The organism is Bradyrhizobium sp. CCBAU 11357 (genome assembly GCF_028128865.1).
GTDB lineage: Bacteria > Pseudomonadota > Alphaproteobacteria > Rhizobiales > Xanthobacteraceae > Bradyrhizobium.
Map to the genome: position 1 here is coordinate 79167 of NZ_LBJW01000015.1, position 19861 is coordinate 99027.

Genomic DNA, 19861 nt, shown 5'->3' on the forward strand with positions numbered 1-19861 from the left:
CCTCAGTTCTCCTCGCCGCTCGATCCCTCACGCAAGTCGGGCTTGAGCACGTCCTCCGGCAGCGCATGGGCCACCGGTTGCGACGTGACCGCGATCTCCGGACCGACCTCGCGGCCGCGCGCGCGGATCAGCCGTTCATAGGCCGAGACCAGCGTCACATAGGGGCTGACCCAGATCCAGCCGTCCCGGGTGAACACCTGGACGTCGAAATGCAGGTGCATCGACGTGCCGGCGGGATGGTCGAGATAGTTCGAGATCACGCCGATCTTCTCGCCTTCGGTGACGAGGCGGCCATTGAGCACGCCATCGGCGTTCATCGCGTGCGGATTCATGTGCATATAGCGGAAACGGATGTGCTCGGTGCGGCTATTGACCTGAAGCGTCGCCGCCTGGTCCTTGGCGCCGCGGATGACGATTGCGTCACGCACGGCGACGACGCGGCGCTGCTTGGGATCGCAGGGCTCGCGGCCTTCGCCGGGCGGTGGGCAGTCGGCGGCGCGGATGTCCTCGCCCTGGTGGCCGTAGCCTCCGCCGCATTGCCACACTTCGAAACTGCGGGACTCGCAGAAATTGTCGCGCCAGGGATAGGCGGTCGGGCTTTCGCTCTTGTCGCGCTTGCCGAAGGATTGCGAGCGCACGAAGGCGGGCGCCTTCTCCAGCGGAAAGCGGATCTGGGCATAGGCCATAGCGTCGGGATGGCCGCCCTGCTTGCGGAAACCGGTGTTCGGGATGATGTCGCCGCTCGGCCGGTAGCTGAAATCCGGTGAACGCACCGCGGGGCGATCGATGATGTTGGACGCAACGTCCGTCAGTGGCCGCATGCGCTGGCCGCCGGCGATGCGCAGCGCCTTCAGGAAACGCTCGGCGACCGGATAGGCCTCCTTGCAGGCGAGCCGCCGCGGCCTCGCGACGCTGTCGAGGCACTGTATCGAGACCACATAGGCGGCGCCGAAGCGGGTGAAGGCGTAGCGCACATAGCCTTCCCGGATGAACCTGCGCAGATTGGGGTAGGCTGCGGCGAGCGGCTTGACTGGCTCGCCCTTGCCCCCGGCCGGATCGGCGATGTCGTAGACGAGCGCCGAGCCCGTGATCTGCACCTCGACGGGCCTTGCGTAAACCCGGCTCGGCATGCCCTCACCAGCGCCCGGCTCGAGCGAGAAGGTCGCGCTGTAGCCGGCTGGCCCGGCATCGAACATGTCGACGGGATTGAAATCGGCCTGGTAGCGCGACAGCGCGAGCGTCGCCGGCGCGCCGCTGCGCTGCGCATCGAGATACGCGGCGGCGTCGAACGGCAGCAGCACGGGTACGGGACTTCGGGTAACGCCGGTGAAGAAGCGCGAGGAGATCGCGTTGAGCTGCACCAGTGCAGGCATCGCGCGCGGATCGTAACGCGGCACTGTGCGGCGGGGTGCGAAGATGAAGTCGCCCGCAATCTGGGGACGGCTGTTGATCTCGCTGCGAAGCTGGTCGAGCGCCGCGCGCCAGTCGACGCGCAGGCCCGTCAGGGAGGGGCTGCGGAATTCATCCGCGGCGAGCGGAGTGGCAATGAGGAGCGAAAGCAGCGCCAGAAGCAGCGAGACGAAGCGGAAACCCTTCCCAACCACTGCCTCGCCCCCCGGCGGTACCTGTTGCGATCGCTCGGTTCCCCGTTAGTCCTTGGCGCGCTCGGAGTAGGAGCCGTCTTCGGTCATCACCACGATACGGGTGCCGACCGAGATGTGCGGCGGCACGGTGGTGCGCACGCCGTTGGAGAGCACCGCCGGCTTGTAGGACGAGGAGGCGGTCTGCCCCTTGGTCACGGGCTCGGTTTCGACCACTTCGAGCGTTACGCGCTGCGGCAGCGCCATCGACACCACATTGACGTCGTGGGTCGACAGCTTGACGGTCATGTCTGGCTGAAGATAGGCGGCGGCGTCGCCGACCACGTCCTTGGAAACCTGGACCTGGTCGTAGGTCTCCGGGTTCATGAAGTGGTAGCCGTCGCCATCTTCATAAAGATAGGTGTAGTTACGCTCTTCGATGGTGGCCTTTTCGACCTGGTCGGTGGTCTTGTAGCGCTCGGAGATCTTTACCCCGTCCGAGATTCGGCGCATTTCGATCTGGCTGACCGGGGTGCCCTTGCCGGGATGGATGTTCTCGGCGCTCACGACGACATAAAGCTTGCCGTCTTGCTCGATCACGTTGCCCTTGCGAATAGAACTGGCGATGACTCTCAAAGCTGTATTTCCTGCTTGCTTGGCCCGGCTGCGGCCAGGACGTGGTCGAATTGATGGGGGACTTGGGGCCTCAAATCGGACCTCGGCGCCCGTTTCGGGCCGCAACATACTGATTTTGCCGTTGGATGCCAGCACTTTGCTGCCGGCCGGGGCTGTCGGTTGATGGCTGGGGACAAGCCGATGTCGCCGTTTTGGTCGCCCTCGCGGCACCTCGACCGGCGGCCGTTCCTCCAGGCCAGGGGCGCCGTGACCGGAGCTTTGCGGGGGTTTTTCGCCGAACAAGGGTTTGTGGAGGTCGAAACCTCCGTTCTCCAGGTCTCTCCGGGCAACGAGACCCATCTGCACGCCCCCCGGACCGAGATCATGCGGCCCGACGGCAGCCGGGCCAGCCGATACCTGCGGACCTCGCCTGAATTCGCCTGCAAGAAGCTGCTGGCGGCGGGCGAGACGCGGATTTTCGAGTTCGCACGGGTGTTCCGGGACCGCGAGCGCGGCGACCTGCATCTGCCGGAGTTCACCATGCTGGAATGGTACCGGGCAGGCGCCCCCTATGATGCCATCATGGCTGATTGCGTCGTGGTGATTGCCCGTGCGGCGCAGGCGACCGGGATCGGGACCTTCTCCTTCCGCGGCCGGACCGCAGATCCCTTCGCCGAGCCGGAGCTCCTGACGGTCGCCGGCGCCTTCGAGCACTTTGCCGGCATCGACCTGCTGTCGACAATTTCGGGCGGCGAGGGTAACCGTGCGGCGCTCGCCGCGGCGGCAGCCGGAAAGGTCCGTGTCGCCGAGGACGACACCTGGTCGGACCTCTTCAGCAAGGTCCTGGTCGAGCATGTCGAGCCGCAGCTGGGGCAGGGGCGTTTGACCATCCTGTTCGAATACCCATCTCCAGAGGCGGCGCTGGCGCGGGTGAAGACGGACGATCCGAGGGTCGCCGAACGTTTCGAGGTCTATGCCTGCGGCGTCGAGCTCGCCAACGGTTTTGGAGAGCTGACCGATGCCGAGGAGCAGCGCAAACGCTTCACGGAATCGATGACGGAGAAGCAGCGCCGCTACGGCGAAGCCTATCCGCTCGACGAGGATTTTCTGGCGGCGGTCGCCGCAATGCCGGAGGCGAGCGGTGTCGCGCTCGGCTTCGATCGGCTGGTGATGCTGGCGAGCGGCGCAATACGAATTGATCAGGTGGTGTGGACACCCCCTGCGGATGAGAGATGACAAAGACCAACCTTGCACGCACTCTGCGCGAACCTGCCGAGCTGGTGGCCGAGGGGCTGGTGCCCGCAGCGGCGCTGCCGGCGCTCGAACGCGTTGCCGCGCGCTATGCCGTGGCGATCACGCCTGATCTGGCCGGATTGATCGACCCGACGGATCCCGACGATCCCATCGCGCGGCAGTTCGTTCCGACCGCGGCCGAGCTCGAGGCGCAGCCGGGCGAGAATGCCGATCCGATCGGCGATCACCCGTATTCGCCGGTCGCCGGAATCGTGCACCGCTATCCCGACCGCGTGCTGTTCAAGCTCGTTCATGTCTGTGCGGTCTATTGCCGCTTCTGCTTCCGCCGCGAGATGGTCGGCCCCGGCAAGGACAATGCGTTGTCGGAGAGTGCCTATAGCGCCGCGATCGACTACATCCGGGCGCATGGCGAGATCTGGGAAGTGATCCTGACCGGCGGCGATCCCCTGATGCTGTCGCCCCGGCGGATGAGCGAGATCATGGCCGATCTTGCGGCCATCGATCACGTCAAGATCATCCGTCTTCATACCCGCGTTCCCGTGGCCGAACCTGCACGCGTCAGCGCGGAGATGGTTGCGGCCCTGAAGGTCGCGGGCGCGGCCACCTGGGTCGCGGTACACGCCAACCACGCGCGGGAACTGACGGGTCCCGCGCGCGCCGCCTGTGCGCGGCTCGTCGATGCTGGTATACCGCTTGTGAGCCAGTCCGTGCTGTTGCGCGGCGTCAACGACGACATCGCCGCGCTGTCGGATTTGATGCGAGCTTTCGTCGAATGCCGGATCAAGCCCTATTACCTGCATCACGGCGATCTCGCGCCGGGCACCGCGCATCTGCGAACGACGCTGGCGCAGGGCCAGGACTTGATGCGGCAGCTGCGCGGACGGGTGTCGGGCCTGTGTCAACCGGACTATGTCATCGACATTCCCGGCGGCGCCGGCAAGTCGCCGGTAGGGCCGAATTACGTGTTGGCGGTGCAAAATACCGCGGACGAGGCGCGTGAAGCGGAATCGGAAACGCGCTATCGTATCGTCGACTATTGCGGCGACGTTCATCTCTATCCGCCCGAGACATGAGGGGGCGATGGCATGGACGCTGATTTGAGAATGGAGGAACGGACATGAAGAAGATCATGCTGGCAACATCGCTCGTGGTCTTGCTTGGCGGCGCGGCTGTTGCGCAGACCGGCGGCTCCAAGGGATCGACATCAAGCGGCGCATCCTCCGGATCGGTGTTGCCGGCGCCGGTTGGTCATCGCCAGCCGCGTGCCGGGGATGTGCCTAGCGAGAAGAATCTGAGCGATGCGAACGATCCGCTCAGCAAGGAAAACCAGGCGCTCGACAAGAAGATCAAAAGCATCTGCCGCGGCTGCTGAGACTTTCACCTCTCCCCGTCGGGGAGAGGTGAGCAACGAGCCATCTAACCCAGTGATCCGTCAGGCTGACCTCTCGTGCAGTCCCGCGCGCTGGGTGTTGCGGCGGATCTCGACGGCGTCGGCGAGCTGCTCGAGCGTCTTCGACGTCGTTGCCCAGTCGATGCAACCGTCAGTGATGCTCTGCCCATAGGTGAGCGGCTTGCCCGGCACGACATCCTGTCGACCGGCGACGAGATTGCTCTCGATCATCACGCCCATGATGCGGCTCTCGCCGCCCGAGATCTGGCGGGCGATGTCGGCCATCACCAGCGGCTGATTCTCCGGCTTCTTGCTCGAATTGGCATGGCTGGCGTCGACCATCACCAGCGGGGCAACGCCGGATCTGGTCAATTCATTGCAGGCGGCCGCAACGCTTGCCGCGTCGTAGTTCGGCTCAGCTCCGCCGCGCAGGATGATGTGGCAGTCCTCGTTGCCGGCGGTCGAGGCGATCGCCGAGCGGCCGAGCTTCGTGACGGCCATGAAATGATGGGGATGCGAGGCTGATTTCACCGCGTCGGCCGCGATCCGCACATTGCCGTCGGTGCCGTTCTTGAAGCCGACCGGGCAGGACAGCCCCGATGCCAGCTCGCGATGGATCTGGCTCTCGGTCGTACGTGCCCCGATCGCAGCCCAGGAGACGAGGTCGGCGATGTATTGCGGCGTGGTCATGTCCAGGAACTCGGTGCCCGCAGGCAGGCCGAGATTGTTCACGGCCGCGAGCACGTTGCGCGCGAGCCGCAAGCCCTTGTTGATGTCGAAGCTGCCGTCGAGGTCGGGATCGTTGATCAGGCCCTTCCAGCCGACCGTCGTGCGCGGCTTCTCGAAATAGACGCGCATCACGATCTCGAGCTGATCGGCGAGATCCTCGCGCAGTTTTGCCAGGCGCTCGGCGTAGTCGAGCGCGGCCTTGGGATCATGCACCGAGCATGGGCCGACGACGACCAGAAGGCGGTCGTCCTGATTGCTCAGGATGGCGTGGATGGCGTTGCGCGCGGCCATCACCACACGCGTTGCGGTGAGCGTACGGGGGACTTCCCGCATCACCTCTTCAGGCGTGCTCAGCTCTTTCAGTTCGCGGATACGAAGATCGTCGGTCGTGCTCAGCACGGCGGGCTCCTGTCTGTTCTAGAACCTGCCGGCCAATAAAAAAGCCGCCAGGTCTGGCGGCTGTTCGGACGTTTGCTGCAATGTTTTAGATTGAGCGCGATCCTCCCGCCGCCAGCGAGCTGTCGTAGCTAAAGTACCAAAAATAGCTGGTGGCGACGGTGATCATGGGAAGGCCATATAGCGTGCCGCTGGCGCCTTGTCACCCCCCGCGACGGCACAAGACGCAACGCGCGTCTCAGGTGTTGCTTTTGCGTGCCGCCAGCGCCATGCCGATCAGGGTGGCGCCGCCGAACAGCAGGTTGATACCGACGAGGACGCCGATCGCCCATTCCGCCGAGCTCGGCAGTCCCGTGATCACCATGAACGAGATCGCGATGTCGACGAGGCCCGAGATCAGGAGCCACGACCAGCGGCCGCTGAGCTCGCGGCGGTGCTCCAGCGCGTACATGATGGTGGCGACGCCCTCGGCGAGGAAATAGGCGCCGAGCACGATGGTCAGCGTCAGCACGGCCTGCATCGGCCGGGCCAACAGCAGCATGCCGGTGAGCACGGCCAGCGCAGCCGAGATCAGCGACCACCAGAAGCCCGGCGTACTGCGGGCCCAATAGGTCGCGATCAGTCCGCCGATGCCGCCGATCAGGAACATCCAGCCGAGGAAGATCGCGGTCGCAAGACTGGCGAGCGGCGGCAGGACAAGCGCGGCAATGCCGAGGACGGCAAGCAGGATGCCTTCGAACAGAAAAGCCTTCCAATGCGTCTTGACCGCCTGGTTCATCTCGGATTGGAGGCGAGCAAATTCCTCGGGCGATGTCATCGTCGGGCTCCGGAACGAGAGGATTACCCCAATCTAGTAGGCCGATGGCGCGTTCGCCATGCGGTGGATCAACTGCCGCCGGGCGCCGAGGAGAAGCCCTCCGCGCTGGTGCGGATGCGGTTGCGGCCGAGAATGTAGATCGCCGATGTGACAATCAGAAGCGCAAGGCCGAGCAGGATCGAGACGAAACCGATCGGGATCAGCGCCAGCGTCAGGTTACGCTCGGGGTTGATCAACCAGTGATGGATCGAGGTCAGGACGAAGGCGAGCCCGACAAAGCCGATGCCGCCGCCGGCGAGCAGCAGCGCCCACATCCGGCGCAGCTGGCTGAGCCGCTCGCGTGCGACATCGGTCCGCGGCGCATGGTGCCGCGCGACGCGCCGGACCAGGCGGATGGCAAAGGCGATCGAGCCGAAGCCGATCAACAGGCTCGCCGCGCCCAGCCACATCCGGAGCGTCGGATCGAGATCGGGCATGCGCTGGAGCGTCAGTAACGGGAAGTCGAAGGCCGAATGCAGCGCGAGCGGGCCGGCGAAGATCAACAGCCGGCTGGAGAGACGGGCCCAATCGCGATGGTGACGGTTCGCGCCCAGCGCCGTGCCGGCGCGCGCGATGGTCAGGTAGGCGCCCGCGATGATGCCGAGCGCGCCGTGGAAGGGCACGGTCAGAACGCTGCGCAACGCGGCCAGCGAGCGCCACATGTCGGCGTGCTGGACCAGGTAGGCGAGGTTCTCGTAGGCGGCGAAGCCGAGGCCGACCGCGGCGCCGTAGACCACGGTGTCCATCGGATTGGCAAAGGTCCGCCGCTTGGTGGAGGAGACCAGCACGATGGCGACCACCTTGACGGCCTCCTCGGGCAGCGCAACGCCGAAGATCGAATGCATGGCCAGCGCCGCCCAGGGGTCGTCCGGGGCGGCGACCATCTTGGCGAAGGGGGCGCGGGCGAGACCCAGGAGTGAAATGCTGGCCGCTCCCAGCAGGAATGCGGTCCAGACCTGGGCCGGTGGGCCGGGCCGCTCTTCGGCGGCAATGACGAGCCAGAGCATCAGCAGCGCCGGGGCGATGGCGGCAGTTCCAATGACGGTGGGGAGCGCTTCGATCAGGTACATTGGCGCCGAAAATAGGTTCCCTTGATCCGCTTATCTACGTTCAGCGATGCGACCATGTGTCATGCGCCGGCTGTCGGGTCGCTTAACGCACGCGACAGCTGCCGTTCATCCGCGCCTGTCCTGCTGGGAAGTAGAATACAAGCGCAATCAATTGCATGACAAAAGAAGCTCGTCATGCATGGCAACGATGGCGCGGCAGGCGGCGGGTCGAGATTTGCAAGTCAGATCAAGGAAATGCGTTGGTTTCTTCGATTCCCGGCGCATATGGCCCGGCGGCGAGTCCGCAGCCGCTGGCCCTAGTCTGGTTCGGCTATGCGCCCGCGGGGCGGGGCGTCGATCCGGCGCGCGCGTAACTGCTCGAGCTCCCAGAACGCGCGGACGAGGTATGTGCCACCGCGCTTTTCGGCTCAGTGCGTGGTGATCGGGGACGGCGTATCGGGTGCGACGTCGAAGGCGCCGAGATGGAATTCCTCGCCGGCGGACTCATGTGACGGGGAATGCTGCGCCAGCAGCGTGAAGGCGGCCTGCGGGTATCGCTTCCAGATCTCGAGATCGCCGGCGGTGATGGTGAGCCAGCCGAATGTGTACATGTAGCGTCCGGGCTCGGTGACCCGGCCGACCCTGTCCCAGGTGATCTTACCAACCTTGATCCTATCAACCGTGATCTTGTCGACTGCCATTCGGTCCCCCGATCGCAAGTCTGCAAAATGACGTCCGGCCCGAGGCACAGACCTGCAAACGCTGATCCGGCATTGGGGCCGCTATAGGGCGGCGTGGCGGAGGGTCAGGCCGACTTCAGCAAGGGCGCGCGCACGATCAGCCGGCCGAGGTCGTCCCGGTCCTGCTTTTCGGCGAATTTGACCGCAAAGCCGTGGTCGAACTTGCGGATCACCCGCCCGACGCAGCCGCCGACAGCAAGCGGAGTTCCGATCGCCGGATCGTACTCGGAGGACACCGCCACGCCGGCGGTCGAGACGTCGATGATGAAGCAGGGATGGCTGCTGCCGTCCGCGAGGGTCATGACGGTGTGCGAGACCTGCGGAACGAAGCGCGCGTCACGCCGCAGCTCCAGAACGCTCGCATCCTTCTGCTTCTTCTCGAGCCAGGTCAGCTTTTCCGACATCCACGCGCGCCGCGCCCGCGTCATCTCGAGCTCCATCAGGAAGCCCGCCTTCAGCGTCGCACTGATGGTGCCCTGGAATTCGCCGAAATCCTGGAAGTAGGAGGTCAAGCGCTCGCCGACCTTGCCGACCACAGGCACGTCCACGATCATCCGGAAGGGTGAGACGCGCTTGGTCCGGCAGGCGAAGCTGCGGAGCTTGCCCTCGCAATCGTACCAGCGGGGCAGCGAGTAGCTGCCGCTGACCGCAACATCCACTGCTCGCTGCCTCAGGAACTCTGCGACGGACATGAGCGCCAATCTGCTTTTGGATGATTTCCGTACTTTCACGGTAACTGAGAAACTCTAAGCAAATGATACTGAAGCCCGAGAGCAGGGGTAAATTTTCAGTAAATGCGCGGCTCGGCAGCGCAGCGGGAGGCGCGGCATAAGGACCCGTTATGGTGCAGGCAATCGCACAACGTCGGGTGAAGACACGGCGCTCCGCGGCGGCGGCTAGAGGAGTCCGAACAGCACCAGAAGAGTCAGCGCGGCAGCGGCCAGGGCGAACTGGATCGTCCTCCATGTCGGGCCGTCCGGACGGATCTCCCATCCCAAGCGCGGCAATGCGCGCCGCAATGCGAGCGCCGTCAATGCCTCGACGACGGCGAGCAGAAGGGCAATGCCTGCCAGGGAAGGCCATGACTCGGTCGGAGGCATCCATGGTGCGAGCCACACGGGGACGGAGCCTTTCAAAGCGCCGAGCAACGCGAACCATCCGAACCAGAATACAGAGCGCTTGACGAGGTCTGGGCCGATCGTTTCGGGCTCGAGGCGGATACCGATGCTTGCCAGCGCGCGTTCAATGCGCTCGCCGTCGGTCAGGAACAGAAACGCGCCGAAATAGAGAGGAACGTGCGACTGGAAGAGCAGCCCGCCGACACCGAACAGGACGACGTAGGCGATGACATCGCTAACAACGTCCTTGGCGCTGCTGCCCGACGGCACGGGTGCGGCCGGCGCAAGATCGGCCTGGGGCCGCGGCGCCGACCGGGCGCGCGCCATGTGCTCGAGCATTTTGGCGCGTCGCTCCGGCGAATATGGCACCGTGCGGCGCATCCATGTCGGTGGCACGGTCGTTGTGGAGGGGAGGCCGGACTGGCCTTCCAAGGTCGGCTTGCCCTGCTCCATGAGTTGAACCAGATCCTTCAATGCGCGGCGCCGCCGCGGCGGTGGTTTCCTTCACACATTGGTTGCGGGTGAGGGCCGGGGAGTTCATGCCGGGTAACGATTTTTGCCGCTCATCGTCGCCGGCCGAGGAGAATGGATGGCGGGGCATGTCCGGCGATCCACGTCGATGATCTTCCTGTTGATCTCGCCCCCCAGTTGCGCTTGAGTACGATCAGGTCTGGGGGACCATGTTGATGTCTAATTTGGTGGCTGCGGCGTCCTGCGCCTCGGCGTTGGAAATTGCAGTCCGTTTCAGTTCGAGCAGGCTCAATGAAATCTGCGTCTTGCCATGGACATGACGGTCGTCTCCGACTGCCTGTCCCCGCGGAAGGCAGGCATTCTCGATCACGCCGACCGGATCGCCGCGGATCGCGTGGCCTGGCGCGAGAAGAACCGCTTTTTTCACGAGGAGGATGAGCGCTATCTGCGGTTTCTGATCCCGCCGGGAAGCCGCGTCCTCGACATTGGTTGCGGCATCGGCGATACGCTCGCGAGTCTTGCGCCATCACATGGCGTCGGGGTCGATTTCTGTCGCAAGCAAATCGCGATCGCGCGGCAGCGCCACCCCGATCTCACCTTCGTCGAAGGCGATGCCGAAGATCCCGCGACGCTCGATGGGCTGCAAGGTCCGTTCGACTATATCCTCGTCCTCGATACGATCGGTTCGGTGGAGGACTGTCAGAAGTTGATTGCCCAGCTGCATCCGTTCTGTACGCGGAATACGCGCCTGGTGATCGGCTACTTCTCGCATCTCTGGTATCCCCTGCTGAAATTCGCCGAATTCATCGGCCTGCGGATGCCGCAACCGGACCAGAACGTGCTGTCGCCGACCGACCTGCGCAGCCTTGCCAGGCTTGCGGATTTCGATCCGGTGAAGTCGGAGCAACGCGTGCTCTCTCCGGTCGGGATGTTCGGGGTCGGCCGTTTTCTCAATCGTTTCGTCAGCGTGCTCCCAGGGATCCGCCAACTGGCGCTTCGGCATTATCTGGTCGCTCGCTCCAGCCGCAGCGCGAGGGAAGAATTCGCTTCGGCCACCGTCGTCGTCCCGGCGCGCAACGAACGCGGCAATATCGAGCCTGCGGTCCTGCGAATTCCCGACTTCTGCAGCGACATCGAGATCATCTTCATCGAAGGTCACAGCCAGGACGGTACGTTCGAGGAGATGGAGCGGGTCAAGCAGGCGCATCCATCCAAGGACATCAAGGTGATGCGGCAGCCGGGCAAGGGCAAAGCCGACGCCGTCTTCACCGCCTTCGACGCGGCGCGCGGCGACGTGCTGATCATTCTCGACGCCGACCTGACCATGCCGCCGGAGCAGATTCCGAAATTCGTCCAGGCGCTGCAGGCGGGCAAGGGCGAGTTCGTCAACGGATCGCGCCTGGTCTATCCCATGGACGATGGCGCGATGCGCTTCCTCAACCTGATCGCCAACAAGATCTTCTCCTATCTGTTCTCCTGGCTGCTCAATCAGCGCTATACCGACACGCTGTGCGGCACCAAGGTTCTGCGCCGCAGCGACTATCAGCGCCTGAAGGCCGGCAAGGCCTATTTCGGTGATTTCGATCCGTTCGGTGACTTCGACCTGATCTTCGGCGCATCGAAGCTCAACCTGAAGACCGTGGATCTCCCGATCCGCTATGCCGCGCGCACGTACGGCCAGACTCAGATCTCCAGGTTTCGCCATGGCTGGATGTTGCTGAAGATGGTGGCTTTCGCCTTCTTCAAGATCAAGGCGATCTAGGCCGCGGAAGCCACGGTTCGATGATGTCAGACGATTGCTTTCCCGACGCACGCGTGAGCGGAAGGATCAGAACGCTGCTGATCCTCATCGTGCCGTCGCTGTATCTGGCGGCGACGTTGCTCTATTCGGCCTACCAGGCAGTTTGGGGCGTCCAGGTCGATCCGGAATCGGCCTACACGATGAACGGGCTGGCGATGGCGGCGGGATACGGCTCGCTGAAATTCGATCACCCGGGTACGACGACGACGCTGCTCGTCGCGTTGATCGTCAGGGGCTGGGCTCTGGTCGCCGGGGCCGGGGATATCGTCGCGTTCGGGCTCGAACACTACGATGCCATCACATGGGCAGGCCGAACCGGAGAGGCGCTGGCGCTCACTGGCGCGTTGCTGGCGGGCGGACTCATCGTCGGTCGGACGACCCAGAGCGCGATCGCTGCGATGCTGTTTCAGGCCGGTGCGTTCGTGCACTCCGACTCGTTTCACTTCCAGACCGTGCTTGCGCCGGAAAGCCTGATGGCCGCCTTCGCGCTGTTCGGCATGGCGATCGTGATCAAGGCCGCGCTCGATGCGCGCCCGCCGGGGACGGGGCTCGGTGTCGTGTCCGGGGTCATCTTCGCCGTCGGATTTTCGACCAAATATCTCTATCTGCCGCAGGCGCTGTTCGCCGTGTGCCTGCTCAGAAACAGGCGTGCGTTCGTCGCCGCCACGATCGCCGGGGCGATCGGCTTCGTTGGCTTCAGCCTGATCTTCAATCCGGGAACGATCACGCGCGGATTCGGATGGCTTGCGCAAATCGCCACCCACAAGGGAAACTACGGCGAGGGCGAGCCAGGGTTCATTGATTTCGGAATATTCTGGTCGAACATGGCCGCGATCGTCAAAGCCGCGCCGCTTGTGCTCGCCGTGTACGTCGTCGCCGCGGCCGTGGCGCTGGCCTCGTGCGTCAAGAGCCGGAGCTGGCGGGACTCGGTCAGCCTGACGCTCGGTGCCGCCGTCCTCATCTATGCCGCGCACCTCGTGGCAACGTCGAAGCACTATGCGGTCCATTACATGCTGCTGCCGTGGGTGCTGACGGGCGGCGTGCTGGTCCTGGTCGTGGTGCAGGTCAGGCGGCTGGTCCCGGCGGTCCCGTCGGCCGCGCTGAGCCTGCTTGCTGGCAGCCTGTGCGCGGCGATCAGCGCGGGGACACTGATCGAAGCCCGCGCCGCAGCGCTGCATTCGTCTCGCTTGAACGCGATCGGAGCCAGGCTCTCGAAGGCCGTGGTCGCGGCAGGCCCCGCCTGCGCCAACGTCTCCAGCATGTTCGTGCGCGCGCCGGAGAACGACATGAACCACGGCTGGGACATGACGGTGCAGCTCTGGGGCGACAAGGCGATGCGGGACAGGTTCTCTGCGGCCTATGCGAGCGTCTTCAGGATCCCGCTGCTGGACCACAACGGCTACACGCACGTCCTCAAGAACAACTTTCGTCCGGACAGCTACGCGAAGCTCGCGGCGGATTATCCCTGCATCGTCGTCCGCGCACCGGAGGCGCTCGATGCCGAAAGCTCGATCGGGCTGCTGGGCCTCAATCCCGACCATTGCCTGATCGAGGGGATTCACGTCTATACCGTCGGGCTTGCCTGCGCGAAGGTCGGCAGCAGCTTCATCGAGCAGCGGTGAGGGGAATCCGGACTGGCTGGCGCTCCCTAGCGGAATCGAACCGCTCTCTCCACCGTGAAAGGGTGGCGTCCTAACCGATAGACGAAGGGAGCAAACGCAGGGCCCTGCCGATTGTCCCGGCACGGCCGCTGGCCGGCCGAACAGGGTCCGGCGGCTTGCAGCGGGCGAACGTATAGTGGCCTTTGCGCTCCCGGGCAAGCCGTTCGGGAACGGTCTTTTGGCTCCGGTGGATAGCCCCGAGCCCGGGATCATTCGGAGGCGATTTCAACGGTTTGTTAGGGTTCCCTGCGTAGCGCTGGACTGGGAGATTTTGCCAATGCCACCGCCGAAGAAGCGCGCAGCCCGCAAGCTGCTGTCGCAGCACGCCTGGATTACGCTGGATGGCGGATTCGCCGCGCGGCATTGCCTGGTCCAGGATATTTCGGATTCGGGCGCCAAGATCACTCTCGACGAGGACGCGAGCCAGCTTCCCGGCGTGATCCGGATGGCCTTCGCGCGCGATGCGCGCACCGGGCGGAGCTGCCAGGTGATCTGGCGCCGCGGCAAGTCGGCCGGCGTCAGGTTCCTCTGATCGCGGATCGCCCGATGGCGCGCGGGAGCGGTCCGGGCTACAAGGCGGCGATGCGCACGCCGCTCCTCATCCTGCTCTGCCTGCTGGCCACGTCCGCGACGGCGGCGAATAGTCTGCGCCTGCCGCCTGCGGAGCGGCCGCAGGCGGGCAAGGAGCTGCCGCCGACCGGCGGCACGGCCGGGAAGACGCGGGCAGGCGCCTGCGCCGCTTACGGCCCGCGCTTCGTGATGGTCGAGGGCACCGGGACCTGCGTCCAGCTCGGCGGCGCGATCAGCGTCGACACCATCCGGCGCTGAAGGCCATGCCCGCGGATCTGGTGTGGCTCGACATCATCGTTCCCGTGCTGATGTATTGCGCGCTGCTGTGGTGGGTCGGCCGCGGCCTCAGCTGGACCGCGCGCCTTGCGACCGCCGCGGTGACGCTGCTGCTGATCATCGCCGTGCTGCTGGCCGAGCGCGGCTGGCGCTAGCGCACATCAAAAGTTGAGAAAACAACCCCATGCACAGTAGCCGTCAAGCGCGGCCGTGACGCCGCGCACGCGCGCCGGAACGAGGATTCCACGCGCGATCGCCACAGCTTAGCCCGCGCGAGGTGCTCACGACATCGGCGGTGCGACGAATTGCGCAAATCCCGGCCGCTTGCCGAGCTCGGCGAGCCAGCGCGTGAGGTGCGGCTGTGCCGGCCGGCTGATGCCCTCGACCCCGAGCCAGCGCCGCGCATAGGATCCGACTGCGATGTCGGCGAGCGTGAACGCCTCGCCCTCGATGAAGCGGCGCGTGGCGAGCAGGCGGTCGGCGATGGCCCAGACCTCGGCGGCGGCATCGGCATCGCGCTGCACCTGGATCATGTCGCGCTCGGCGGGCGCGGTGCGCACGATGCCCCAGAACACCGGGCGGTCGACCGGCTGCACCGTCGCCAGCGTCCAGTCGAGCCAGCGGTCGACCGAGGCGCGCTGCTTCGGCGCCTCGGGGTAGATCGGCGTGCCGCGGCCGTGCGCCATGCAGAGATAACGCATGATCGAATTGGATTCCCACAGCACGAAGTCGCCCTCGACCAGCGTCGGAATCCGCGCGTTCGGATTCATTGCCAGATAATCGGCCTCGCGCGTCTTGCCGTATTGCATGCCGGCATCGATGCGCTCGTAAGCGAGGCCGAGCTCGGTGCAGCACCACAGCACCTTCTGTACGTTGACCGAATTGGCGCGGCCCCAGATCGTCGGCTTGGCGTCAGGCATGAAGCGTCTCCCCGCATTGTCGCTTGCTGCGGGTGATAGCGGAATTCGGTGCGCCGAGCGATGCGCGATTGCATCGTGCCCCTCATGCAAAAAGCTCCGCACGCGGCGGAGCTTTCATTGCAAAGTTCAAGCCTTTCGCTCAGCGGCCGAAGAACAGCCACAACAGAATGATCACCGGGATCGGCACGCCAAGCATCCACAGCAACAGCCCTCTCGCCATCGCATCCTCCTCCAATCGCATCGCTTGGAGGGTGAACGCGGGCAGTGGGCGCTTGTTCCTGCGCGAAAGGGCCTACCAATGGCCGGTATTGGGCATCGAGGCCCAGGGCTCCTGCGGCGGCTTCGGATCGCCCTTCTGCAGCAGCTCGATCGAGTGCAGGTCCGGCGAGCGGACGAAGGCCATGTTGCCGTCGCGCGGCGGACGGTTGATGGTGACGCCCGCCTTCATCAGCTTCTCGCAGGTGGCGTAGATGTCGTCGACCTCATAGGCGAGATGGCCGAAGAAGCGATCCTCGCCATACTTCTCCTCGTCCCAATTGTAGGTGAGCTCGACCAGCGGCGCCCCGCGCGTCGGCGGCTGCTTCTTCAGGGCCTCGAGATCGTCCGCCGAGCACAGGAACACCAGCGTGAACCGCCCCTTCTCGTTCTCGATCCGCCGCACCTCCTTCAAGCCGAAAGCATCAACATAGAATTTCAGCGCGACATCGAGATTGCGCACGCGCAGCATGGTGTGGAGGTATCGCATGGTTGTTGCTCCCTGGAACGGACGGAGGGTTTTGTCTTGGGCCGGGACGGCAAGGTAGGAAATAGCAGGAAACGGGGAGGAGGGGCAGGGGGAAGGCTCGCGAAGCCGAAGCGTCAGCGAAGGTTGCCAGCCGGACACACATGCTGACGGCACCCGATGAGTCCCTTTCCGACGGCAGCTGCAGTGATCTTCCACGAGGTGTCTCGACTTTGGATTGTTCACGTGAAAAGATGCACGTGTTCTCGTTGAGAGAACGCGACCCCCTGCATATTGCGCAGGGACAAAATTGGGGGATCTCCGTGCGCGAATTTGAAGAAGGCGCCGTATTGCACGTGCGCGCAATTGCTGGACTGCACGTCGTTACGCTGGCTTGGGACTTCGCACCGGGCCAGCAAGCGAAGAAGACCGGACTATTGGGCTTTGCCATCGAGCGCACCGAGTTCGACAGGAACGACAATATCCACGAGCGCTACTTCATTAGAGGGATCAAGCGCTTCAAGCACAAGGACGAGGGCCTGGCTCCTGGAACTCCGGTGCCGACGTCGGAGCATCCGATCCAGACATTTCAGTGGGGCGACTACACCGCCAAGCCCGAGACAACCTACGAATTCCGCGTCATCCCGGTCTACGGCAAGCCAAAACTCCTCGAGCTCGATGTTGCATCGGCAACCAAAATTCGTGTGAGCACGGAGGCAGAAGAGGGTGGAAAGAAGCCGGGAGAAATCACTCACGACATCTATTTCAACCGCGGCGCCGCCGGTTCTCAGGCGTTCGCACGCAAGTTCGGCAAGACCGAGCTCGATGAAGACGATCCCAGCTCGGATGCGCTGAAATGGCTTTCCCGTGGCCTGTTCGAGGCACTCGTCAAGTTCATCGAATATCCCTCGACGCTGCAAAACCCCGGTGACTACGCCTTGCGGGCGATGCTTTACGAGTTTCGCTACAAGCCCGTCGGCCTGGCGTTCAAGAAAGCGAAGAATGCCGGCGTCGACGTCGATATCCGCTACGAGGCACAAAGCTATGTGGACGAAAACGAGGAGATGATAGCTGCGGCCAAGATCAAGAGCATCTGCACGCCGCAGAAGTCGCGCGCCGGAATTAGGCACAATAAGTTCATCGTTCTGCTCCACAACGACGTGCCGATCGCCGTCTGGACGGGGTCGACGAACATTTCCTCGGGCGGCATCTTCGGCCATTCCAATGTCGGCCATGTCATATGGGATGGGGAGATTGCACAGAGCTTCCTCGATTATTGGGAGCGCCTGGCTGCACCGGACGTCACGCTTGCTCCCCTGAAGAAAGCAAATCTCGCTGTCGATGCGACGCCTGCGCGCCATACTTTGCCGCCGAAGAATCGCATCTTGCAGCTGTACTCGCCGCGCGACGACAAGACGAAGCCGACGACACTGGAATGGTATGCGGATCTCATCGCCGACGCCAAGCGGATGGCCTGTATCACGTTCGCCTTCAACCTGGACGACTTCCTCTACGAGGCGCTGGCAAAAGACGATGATACTCTCCGCTACTCGCTGTTCGACAAGGATCCGGGAGACGAGTTTGCCGACGAAATCAAAGTCACGGGTAACAGTGTCATGGCGCCCGGAGCCAAGCTTTCAAAGGGCGATCTCGAATTCTTCCTCGGCGAGAAGCTGACCGGTTTCAACCGCAACTTCTATGTTCACGACAAGTTTCTGCTAGTCGATCCGCTGGGGGGCGACCCGGTCGTCGTCACCGGCACTGCAAATTTCAGCCAGCCGTCACAGAACGCCAACGACGAGAATATGCTGGTCATCCGCGGTAACACGAGAGTCGCCGACATCTATTTCGGCGAGTTCATGCGCGTGTTCGACCACTTCTATTCGCGCTATGTCGTCAAGAAGATCAAGGAGGCGGGCAAGGGCGACCCGGACGCCGGTTTCCTGAAGGAGAATTGGAAGGAATGGGTGCCCGGTCATTTCAAAGCGGGGCAAAAGCAGTTGCGGCGCGAGATCTTCATGAAGCAGGATTGATTGGAAGCTGTTGGGATTAACGTCACCCGAAGAGGCGGCTGCGACTTTGGGTGACGTGCACCAGACTCCCGGAGTGTGGGGCGGGACGCCGGACACTGACTTAGTTCGTAGGATGGGTAGAGCACTTGCGAAACCCATCATGCTTCGTCACGCAACAGGGCCCTCGATGGGTTTCGCTTCGCTCTACCCATCCTACGAGCTGCATCACGTTCGAAGCAGTGCCGCCATTTCTTTCCAATGATAGATTCGCACCTTCTCGGTTTGATGCCGCGCGGCTTTGGCGATGGCATGGGCGATGTCGTTGCCGGCGAGCCCGCGATAGCGGTCGGCCGGGCCAAGGAGCAGCGGATTGAGCACGCCCCATATCGCGATGATGAGGCGTTCACGCGGGCGGTCCTCGTCGCGCTCGCCGAGGATCATCGACGGGCGGAAAATATGCGTGTGCTCGAAATCGAGCGAGAGAATGTCCCGCTCCACCTCGCCCTTAGTCCTGAGATAGAACACGCTGGAAGCGGCGTTGGCGCCAACGGCCGTGACCAGAAACACCGATCGTGCGCCGTTCGCCCTGGCGATCTCGGCCGCCAACACCGGATAATCGTGATCGATCTTGTAGTACTCGGCCTCGTCGGGCGTGTGCTTGCGCGTCGTCCCCAGCGCAATGAAGATCTCGTCCGCAACCAATTGCGGCTTGAGTGCGGGCAGGGAAGCGAGATCACCGATCAGCACCGTGAGCTTCGGATGGATCACCGCCAGCGGCTTGCGGGCCACCGCCACAACCCGCGAATAATCGGGACTGTCCAACAGGTCGCGCAGCAAATGCGAGCCGATGAAGCCGGTTGCGCCGAAGACAAGTGCGGTTTTCATTCAAGCCACCGTTTCGCGTTGATTGCGTGATCGCTCATTGAGAGTCAGCGGGAGTGGCGCCCGAAGGTCGTCGCCGAAGAATGTGCGTAAGCTCACTGCAGCCTCAATCTTCGGGGAGCTCATCGGGCCACCTCTGGGCGCCGTGCAGGATGCGCAATATCCGGATCGTGCTTTCCGTTACGGTATAAGCCGCGACATAGGGCGTGCCCACAATGACGAGCTCGCGTGTGCCGGCGACACGGCCAGGGCCCCCACTCTCGGGAAACTCGACGAGTCGATGCGCAGCGGCAGCGATCCGCTCGTCGAGTGCGATGGCTGCCCGGGGATTTTCAGCGACGATGTGGGTGAAGATGCCGTCGCGGTCCGACAGCGCGAAGGCGGACCAGACGAGCTTCACGACTTTGGTTCGTCCGCCCTGCGGCGAGCCGCCGCGCGCCGCTTTGCGAAATGCGCTTCGGCCTGTTCGTCGGAGACATCGGGCCGGGCATCGTTCAACGCCTCCAGAACCTTCGCGCGAAACCAGGCGTCATGAGCCTTGCCGTTCGTGAGGAGCTCGAGCGGTAGCGCGCCCTCATTGGCAGTCCGGGTCAGCAGGATGCGTACCGCGTCCGATACAGTTAGCCCCATCTCCTCAAGGACGGCAGAGGCACGATCACGGACTTCGGCGTCGATGCGGGTCTGGACAAGGGCATTTGCGGCCACGTTCGCCTCCTTCGATGCGATATAGCAGCGTAATTCAATTGAATGACGAGCACAAGAGGCGGCAGAGGACCGCGGCGCCCGCCCGCTAACGTTGCGGGGCTATCGTCGCGGCGGC

At 64.0% G+C, this 19861-nt stretch carries 22 protein-coding genes and 1 tRNA gene; 9 read left to right on the top strand and 14 right to left on the bottom strand.

Annotated features, from left to right (window positions below; translation table 11 throughout):
• Positions 1-2 precede the first annotated feature (2 nt).
• On the bottom strand, positions 3-1604 hold the full coding sequence (locus tag XI05_RS03110) for a M23 family peptidase (protein WP_271498546.1): 1602 nt from the start codon (positions 1602-1604) through the stop codon (positions 3-5).
• Positions 1605-1649: 45 nt separating this feature from the next.
• A complete protein-coding gene (gene efp, locus XI05_RS03115) occupies positions 1650-2216 on the bottom strand; it encodes an elongation factor P (protein ID WP_172789169.1) in 567 nt (188 codons plus the stop codon).
• A 162-nt stretch (positions 2217-2378) separates the two neighbouring features.
• On the opposite strand from efp, the gene epmA reads away from it, so the two are divergent.
• Genes epmA through XI05_RS03130 form a run of 3 tightly spaced genes read left to right on the top strand, consistent with a single transcriptional unit; the run spans position 2379 to position 4821 of the window.
• Complete coding sequence (gene epmA / locus XI05_RS03120) at positions 2379-3431, top strand: EF-P lysine aminoacylase EpmA (RefSeq protein ID WP_271498547.1); 1053 nt, start codon at positions 2379-2381, stop codon at positions 3429-3431.
• A complete protein-coding gene (locus XI05_RS03125; protein ID WP_271498550.1) occupies positions 3428-4522 on the top strand; it encodes a lysine-2,3-aminomutase-like protein in 1095 nt (364 codons plus the stop codon). Before epmA ends, XI05_RS03125 begins: the two co-directional genes overlap by 4 nt.
• Before the next feature lie 44 nt (positions 4523-4566).
• Positions 4567-4821 carry a hypothetical protein gene (locus XI05_RS03130; protein ID WP_172789172.1) on the top strand — a complete coding sequence of 85 codons (255 nt, stop codon included), beginning with the start codon at positions 4567-4569 and terminating at the stop codon, positions 4819-4821.
• A 60-nt stretch (positions 4822-4881) separates the two neighbouring features.
• On the opposite strand, the gene XI05_RS03135 is transcribed toward XI05_RS03130, so the two are convergent.
• From XI05_RS03135 to XI05_RS03160, 6 genes are all read right to left on the bottom strand, one after another.
• Entirely contained in the window at positions 4882-5967 is a 1086-nt protein-coding gene (locus XI05_RS03135) for a 3-deoxy-7-phosphoheptulonate synthase (protein WP_271498552.1), read from the bottom strand.
• A 235-nt stretch (positions 5968-6202) separates the two neighbouring features.
• Positions 6203-6781, bottom strand: a complete 579-nt coding sequence (locus XI05_RS03140) for an HdeD family acid-resistance protein (protein WP_172789174.1) — start codon at positions 6779-6781, stop codon at positions 6203-6205.
• A gap of 68 nt (positions 6782-6849) precedes the next feature.
• Positions 6850-7890, bottom strand: a complete 1041-nt coding sequence (locus XI05_RS03145) for a PrsW family glutamic-type intramembrane protease (RefSeq protein ID WP_271498553.1) — start codon at positions 7888-7890, stop codon at positions 6850-6852.
• 407 nt (positions 7891-8297) lie between these two features.
• Entirely contained in the window at positions 8298-8570 is a 273-nt protein-coding gene (locus XI05_RS03150) for a hypothetical protein (RefSeq protein ID WP_271498554.1), read from the bottom strand.
• Between the two features lie 104 nt (positions 8571-8674).
• Complete coding sequence (locus tag XI05_RS03155; RefSeq protein ID WP_271498556.1) at positions 8675-9301, bottom strand: PilZ domain-containing protein; 627 nt, start codon at positions 9299-9301, stop codon at positions 8675-8677.
• Between the two features lie 204 nt (positions 9302-9505).
• The gene (locus XI05_RS03160; RefSeq protein ID WP_271498558.1) at positions 9506-10201 is read right to left on the bottom strand and encodes a hypothetical protein; all 696 of its coding nucleotides are present in this window, start codon (positions 10199-10201) and stop codon (positions 9506-9508) included.
• A 307-nt stretch (positions 10202-10508) separates the two neighbouring features.
• On the opposite strand from XI05_RS03160, the gene XI05_RS03165 reads away from it, so the two are divergent.
• Together XI05_RS03165 and XI05_RS03170 are read left to right on the top strand one after the other, a co-directional pair.
• Positions 10509-11960: a glycosyltransferase gene (locus tag XI05_RS03165; protein ID WP_442869227.1), complete on the top strand. Its 1452-nt coding sequence runs from the start codon at positions 10509-10511 to the stop codon at positions 11958-11960.
• Positions 11961-12013: 53 nt separating this feature from the next.
• The gene (locus XI05_RS03170; RefSeq protein WP_271498560.1) at positions 12014-13621 is read left to right on the top strand and encodes a hypothetical protein; all 1608 of its coding nucleotides are present in this window, start codon (positions 12014-12016) and stop codon (positions 13619-13621) included.
• Between the two features lie 17 nt (positions 13622-13638).
• On the opposite strand, the gene XI05_RS03175 is transcribed toward XI05_RS03170, so the two are convergent.
• Positions 13639-13713, bottom strand: a tRNA-Glu gene (locus tag XI05_RS03175).
• Between the two features lie 224 nt (positions 13714-13937).
• Here XI05_RS03175 and XI05_RS03180 point away from each other — a divergent pair.
• From XI05_RS03180 to XI05_RS03190, 3 genes are read left to right on the top strand one after another with little or no spacing between them, the layout of a single operon-like run.
• Positions 13938-14192 (top strand): PilZ domain-containing protein, encoded by a 255-nt coding sequence (locus XI05_RS03180; protein WP_172789179.1) that lies wholly within the window; start codon positions 13938-13940, stop codon positions 14190-14192.
• A 50-nt stretch (positions 14193-14242) separates the two neighbouring features.
• A complete protein-coding gene (locus XI05_RS03185; protein ID WP_271498600.1) occupies positions 14243-14488 on the top strand; it encodes a hypothetical protein in 246 nt (81 codons plus the stop codon).
• 5 nt (positions 14489-14493) lie between these two features.
• A complete protein-coding gene (locus XI05_RS03190) occupies positions 14494-14661 on the top strand; it encodes a hypothetical protein (protein WP_271498562.1) in 168 nt (55 codons plus the stop codon).
• Positions 14662-14787: 126 nt separating this feature from the next.
• Here the strand turns inward: XI05_RS03190 and XI05_RS03195 are convergent, their stop codons facing one another.
• Entirely contained in the window at positions 14788-15426 is a 639-nt protein-coding gene (locus XI05_RS03195; RefSeq protein ID WP_271498564.1) for a glutathione S-transferase family protein, read from the bottom strand.
• A gap of 292 nt (positions 15427-15718) precedes the next feature.
• Positions 15719-16171: a VOC family protein gene (locus tag XI05_RS03200; RefSeq protein WP_172789182.1), complete on the bottom strand. Its 453-nt coding sequence runs from the start codon at positions 16169-16171 to the stop codon at positions 15719-15721.
• A gap of 140 nt (positions 16172-16311) precedes the next feature.
• Here XI05_RS03200 and XI05_RS03205 point away from each other — a divergent pair, with 140 nt between their 5' ends.
• Positions 16312-18180: a hypothetical protein gene (locus tag XI05_RS03205; protein WP_271498566.1), complete on the top strand. Its 1869-nt coding sequence runs from the start codon at positions 16312-16314 to the stop codon at positions 18178-18180.
• A 204-nt stretch (positions 18181-18384) separates the two neighbouring features.
• Here the strand turns inward: XI05_RS03205 and XI05_RS03210 are convergent, their stop codons facing one another.
• The 3 genes from XI05_RS03210 to XI05_RS03220 form a co-directional block, all read right to left on the bottom strand.
• On the bottom strand, positions 18385-19044 hold the full coding sequence (locus tag XI05_RS03210) for an oxidoreductase (RefSeq protein ID WP_271498568.1): 660 nt from the start codon (positions 19042-19044) through the stop codon (positions 18385-18387).
• Positions 19045-19147: 103 nt separating this feature from the next.
• Positions 19148-19441 (bottom strand): type II toxin-antitoxin system RelE/ParE family toxin, encoded by a 294-nt coding sequence (locus tag XI05_RS03215; protein ID WP_271498570.1) that lies wholly within the window; start codon positions 19439-19441, stop codon positions 19148-19150.
• Positions 19438-19746 carry a type II toxin-antitoxin system RelB/DinJ family antitoxin gene (locus XI05_RS03220; RefSeq protein ID WP_271498572.1) on the bottom strand — a complete coding sequence of 103 codons (309 nt, stop codon included), beginning with the start codon at positions 19744-19746 and terminating at the stop codon, positions 19438-19440. The genes XI05_RS03215 and XI05_RS03220 overlap by 4 nt, the downstream gene beginning before the upstream one ends.
• Positions 19747-19861: the final 115 nt, after the last annotated feature.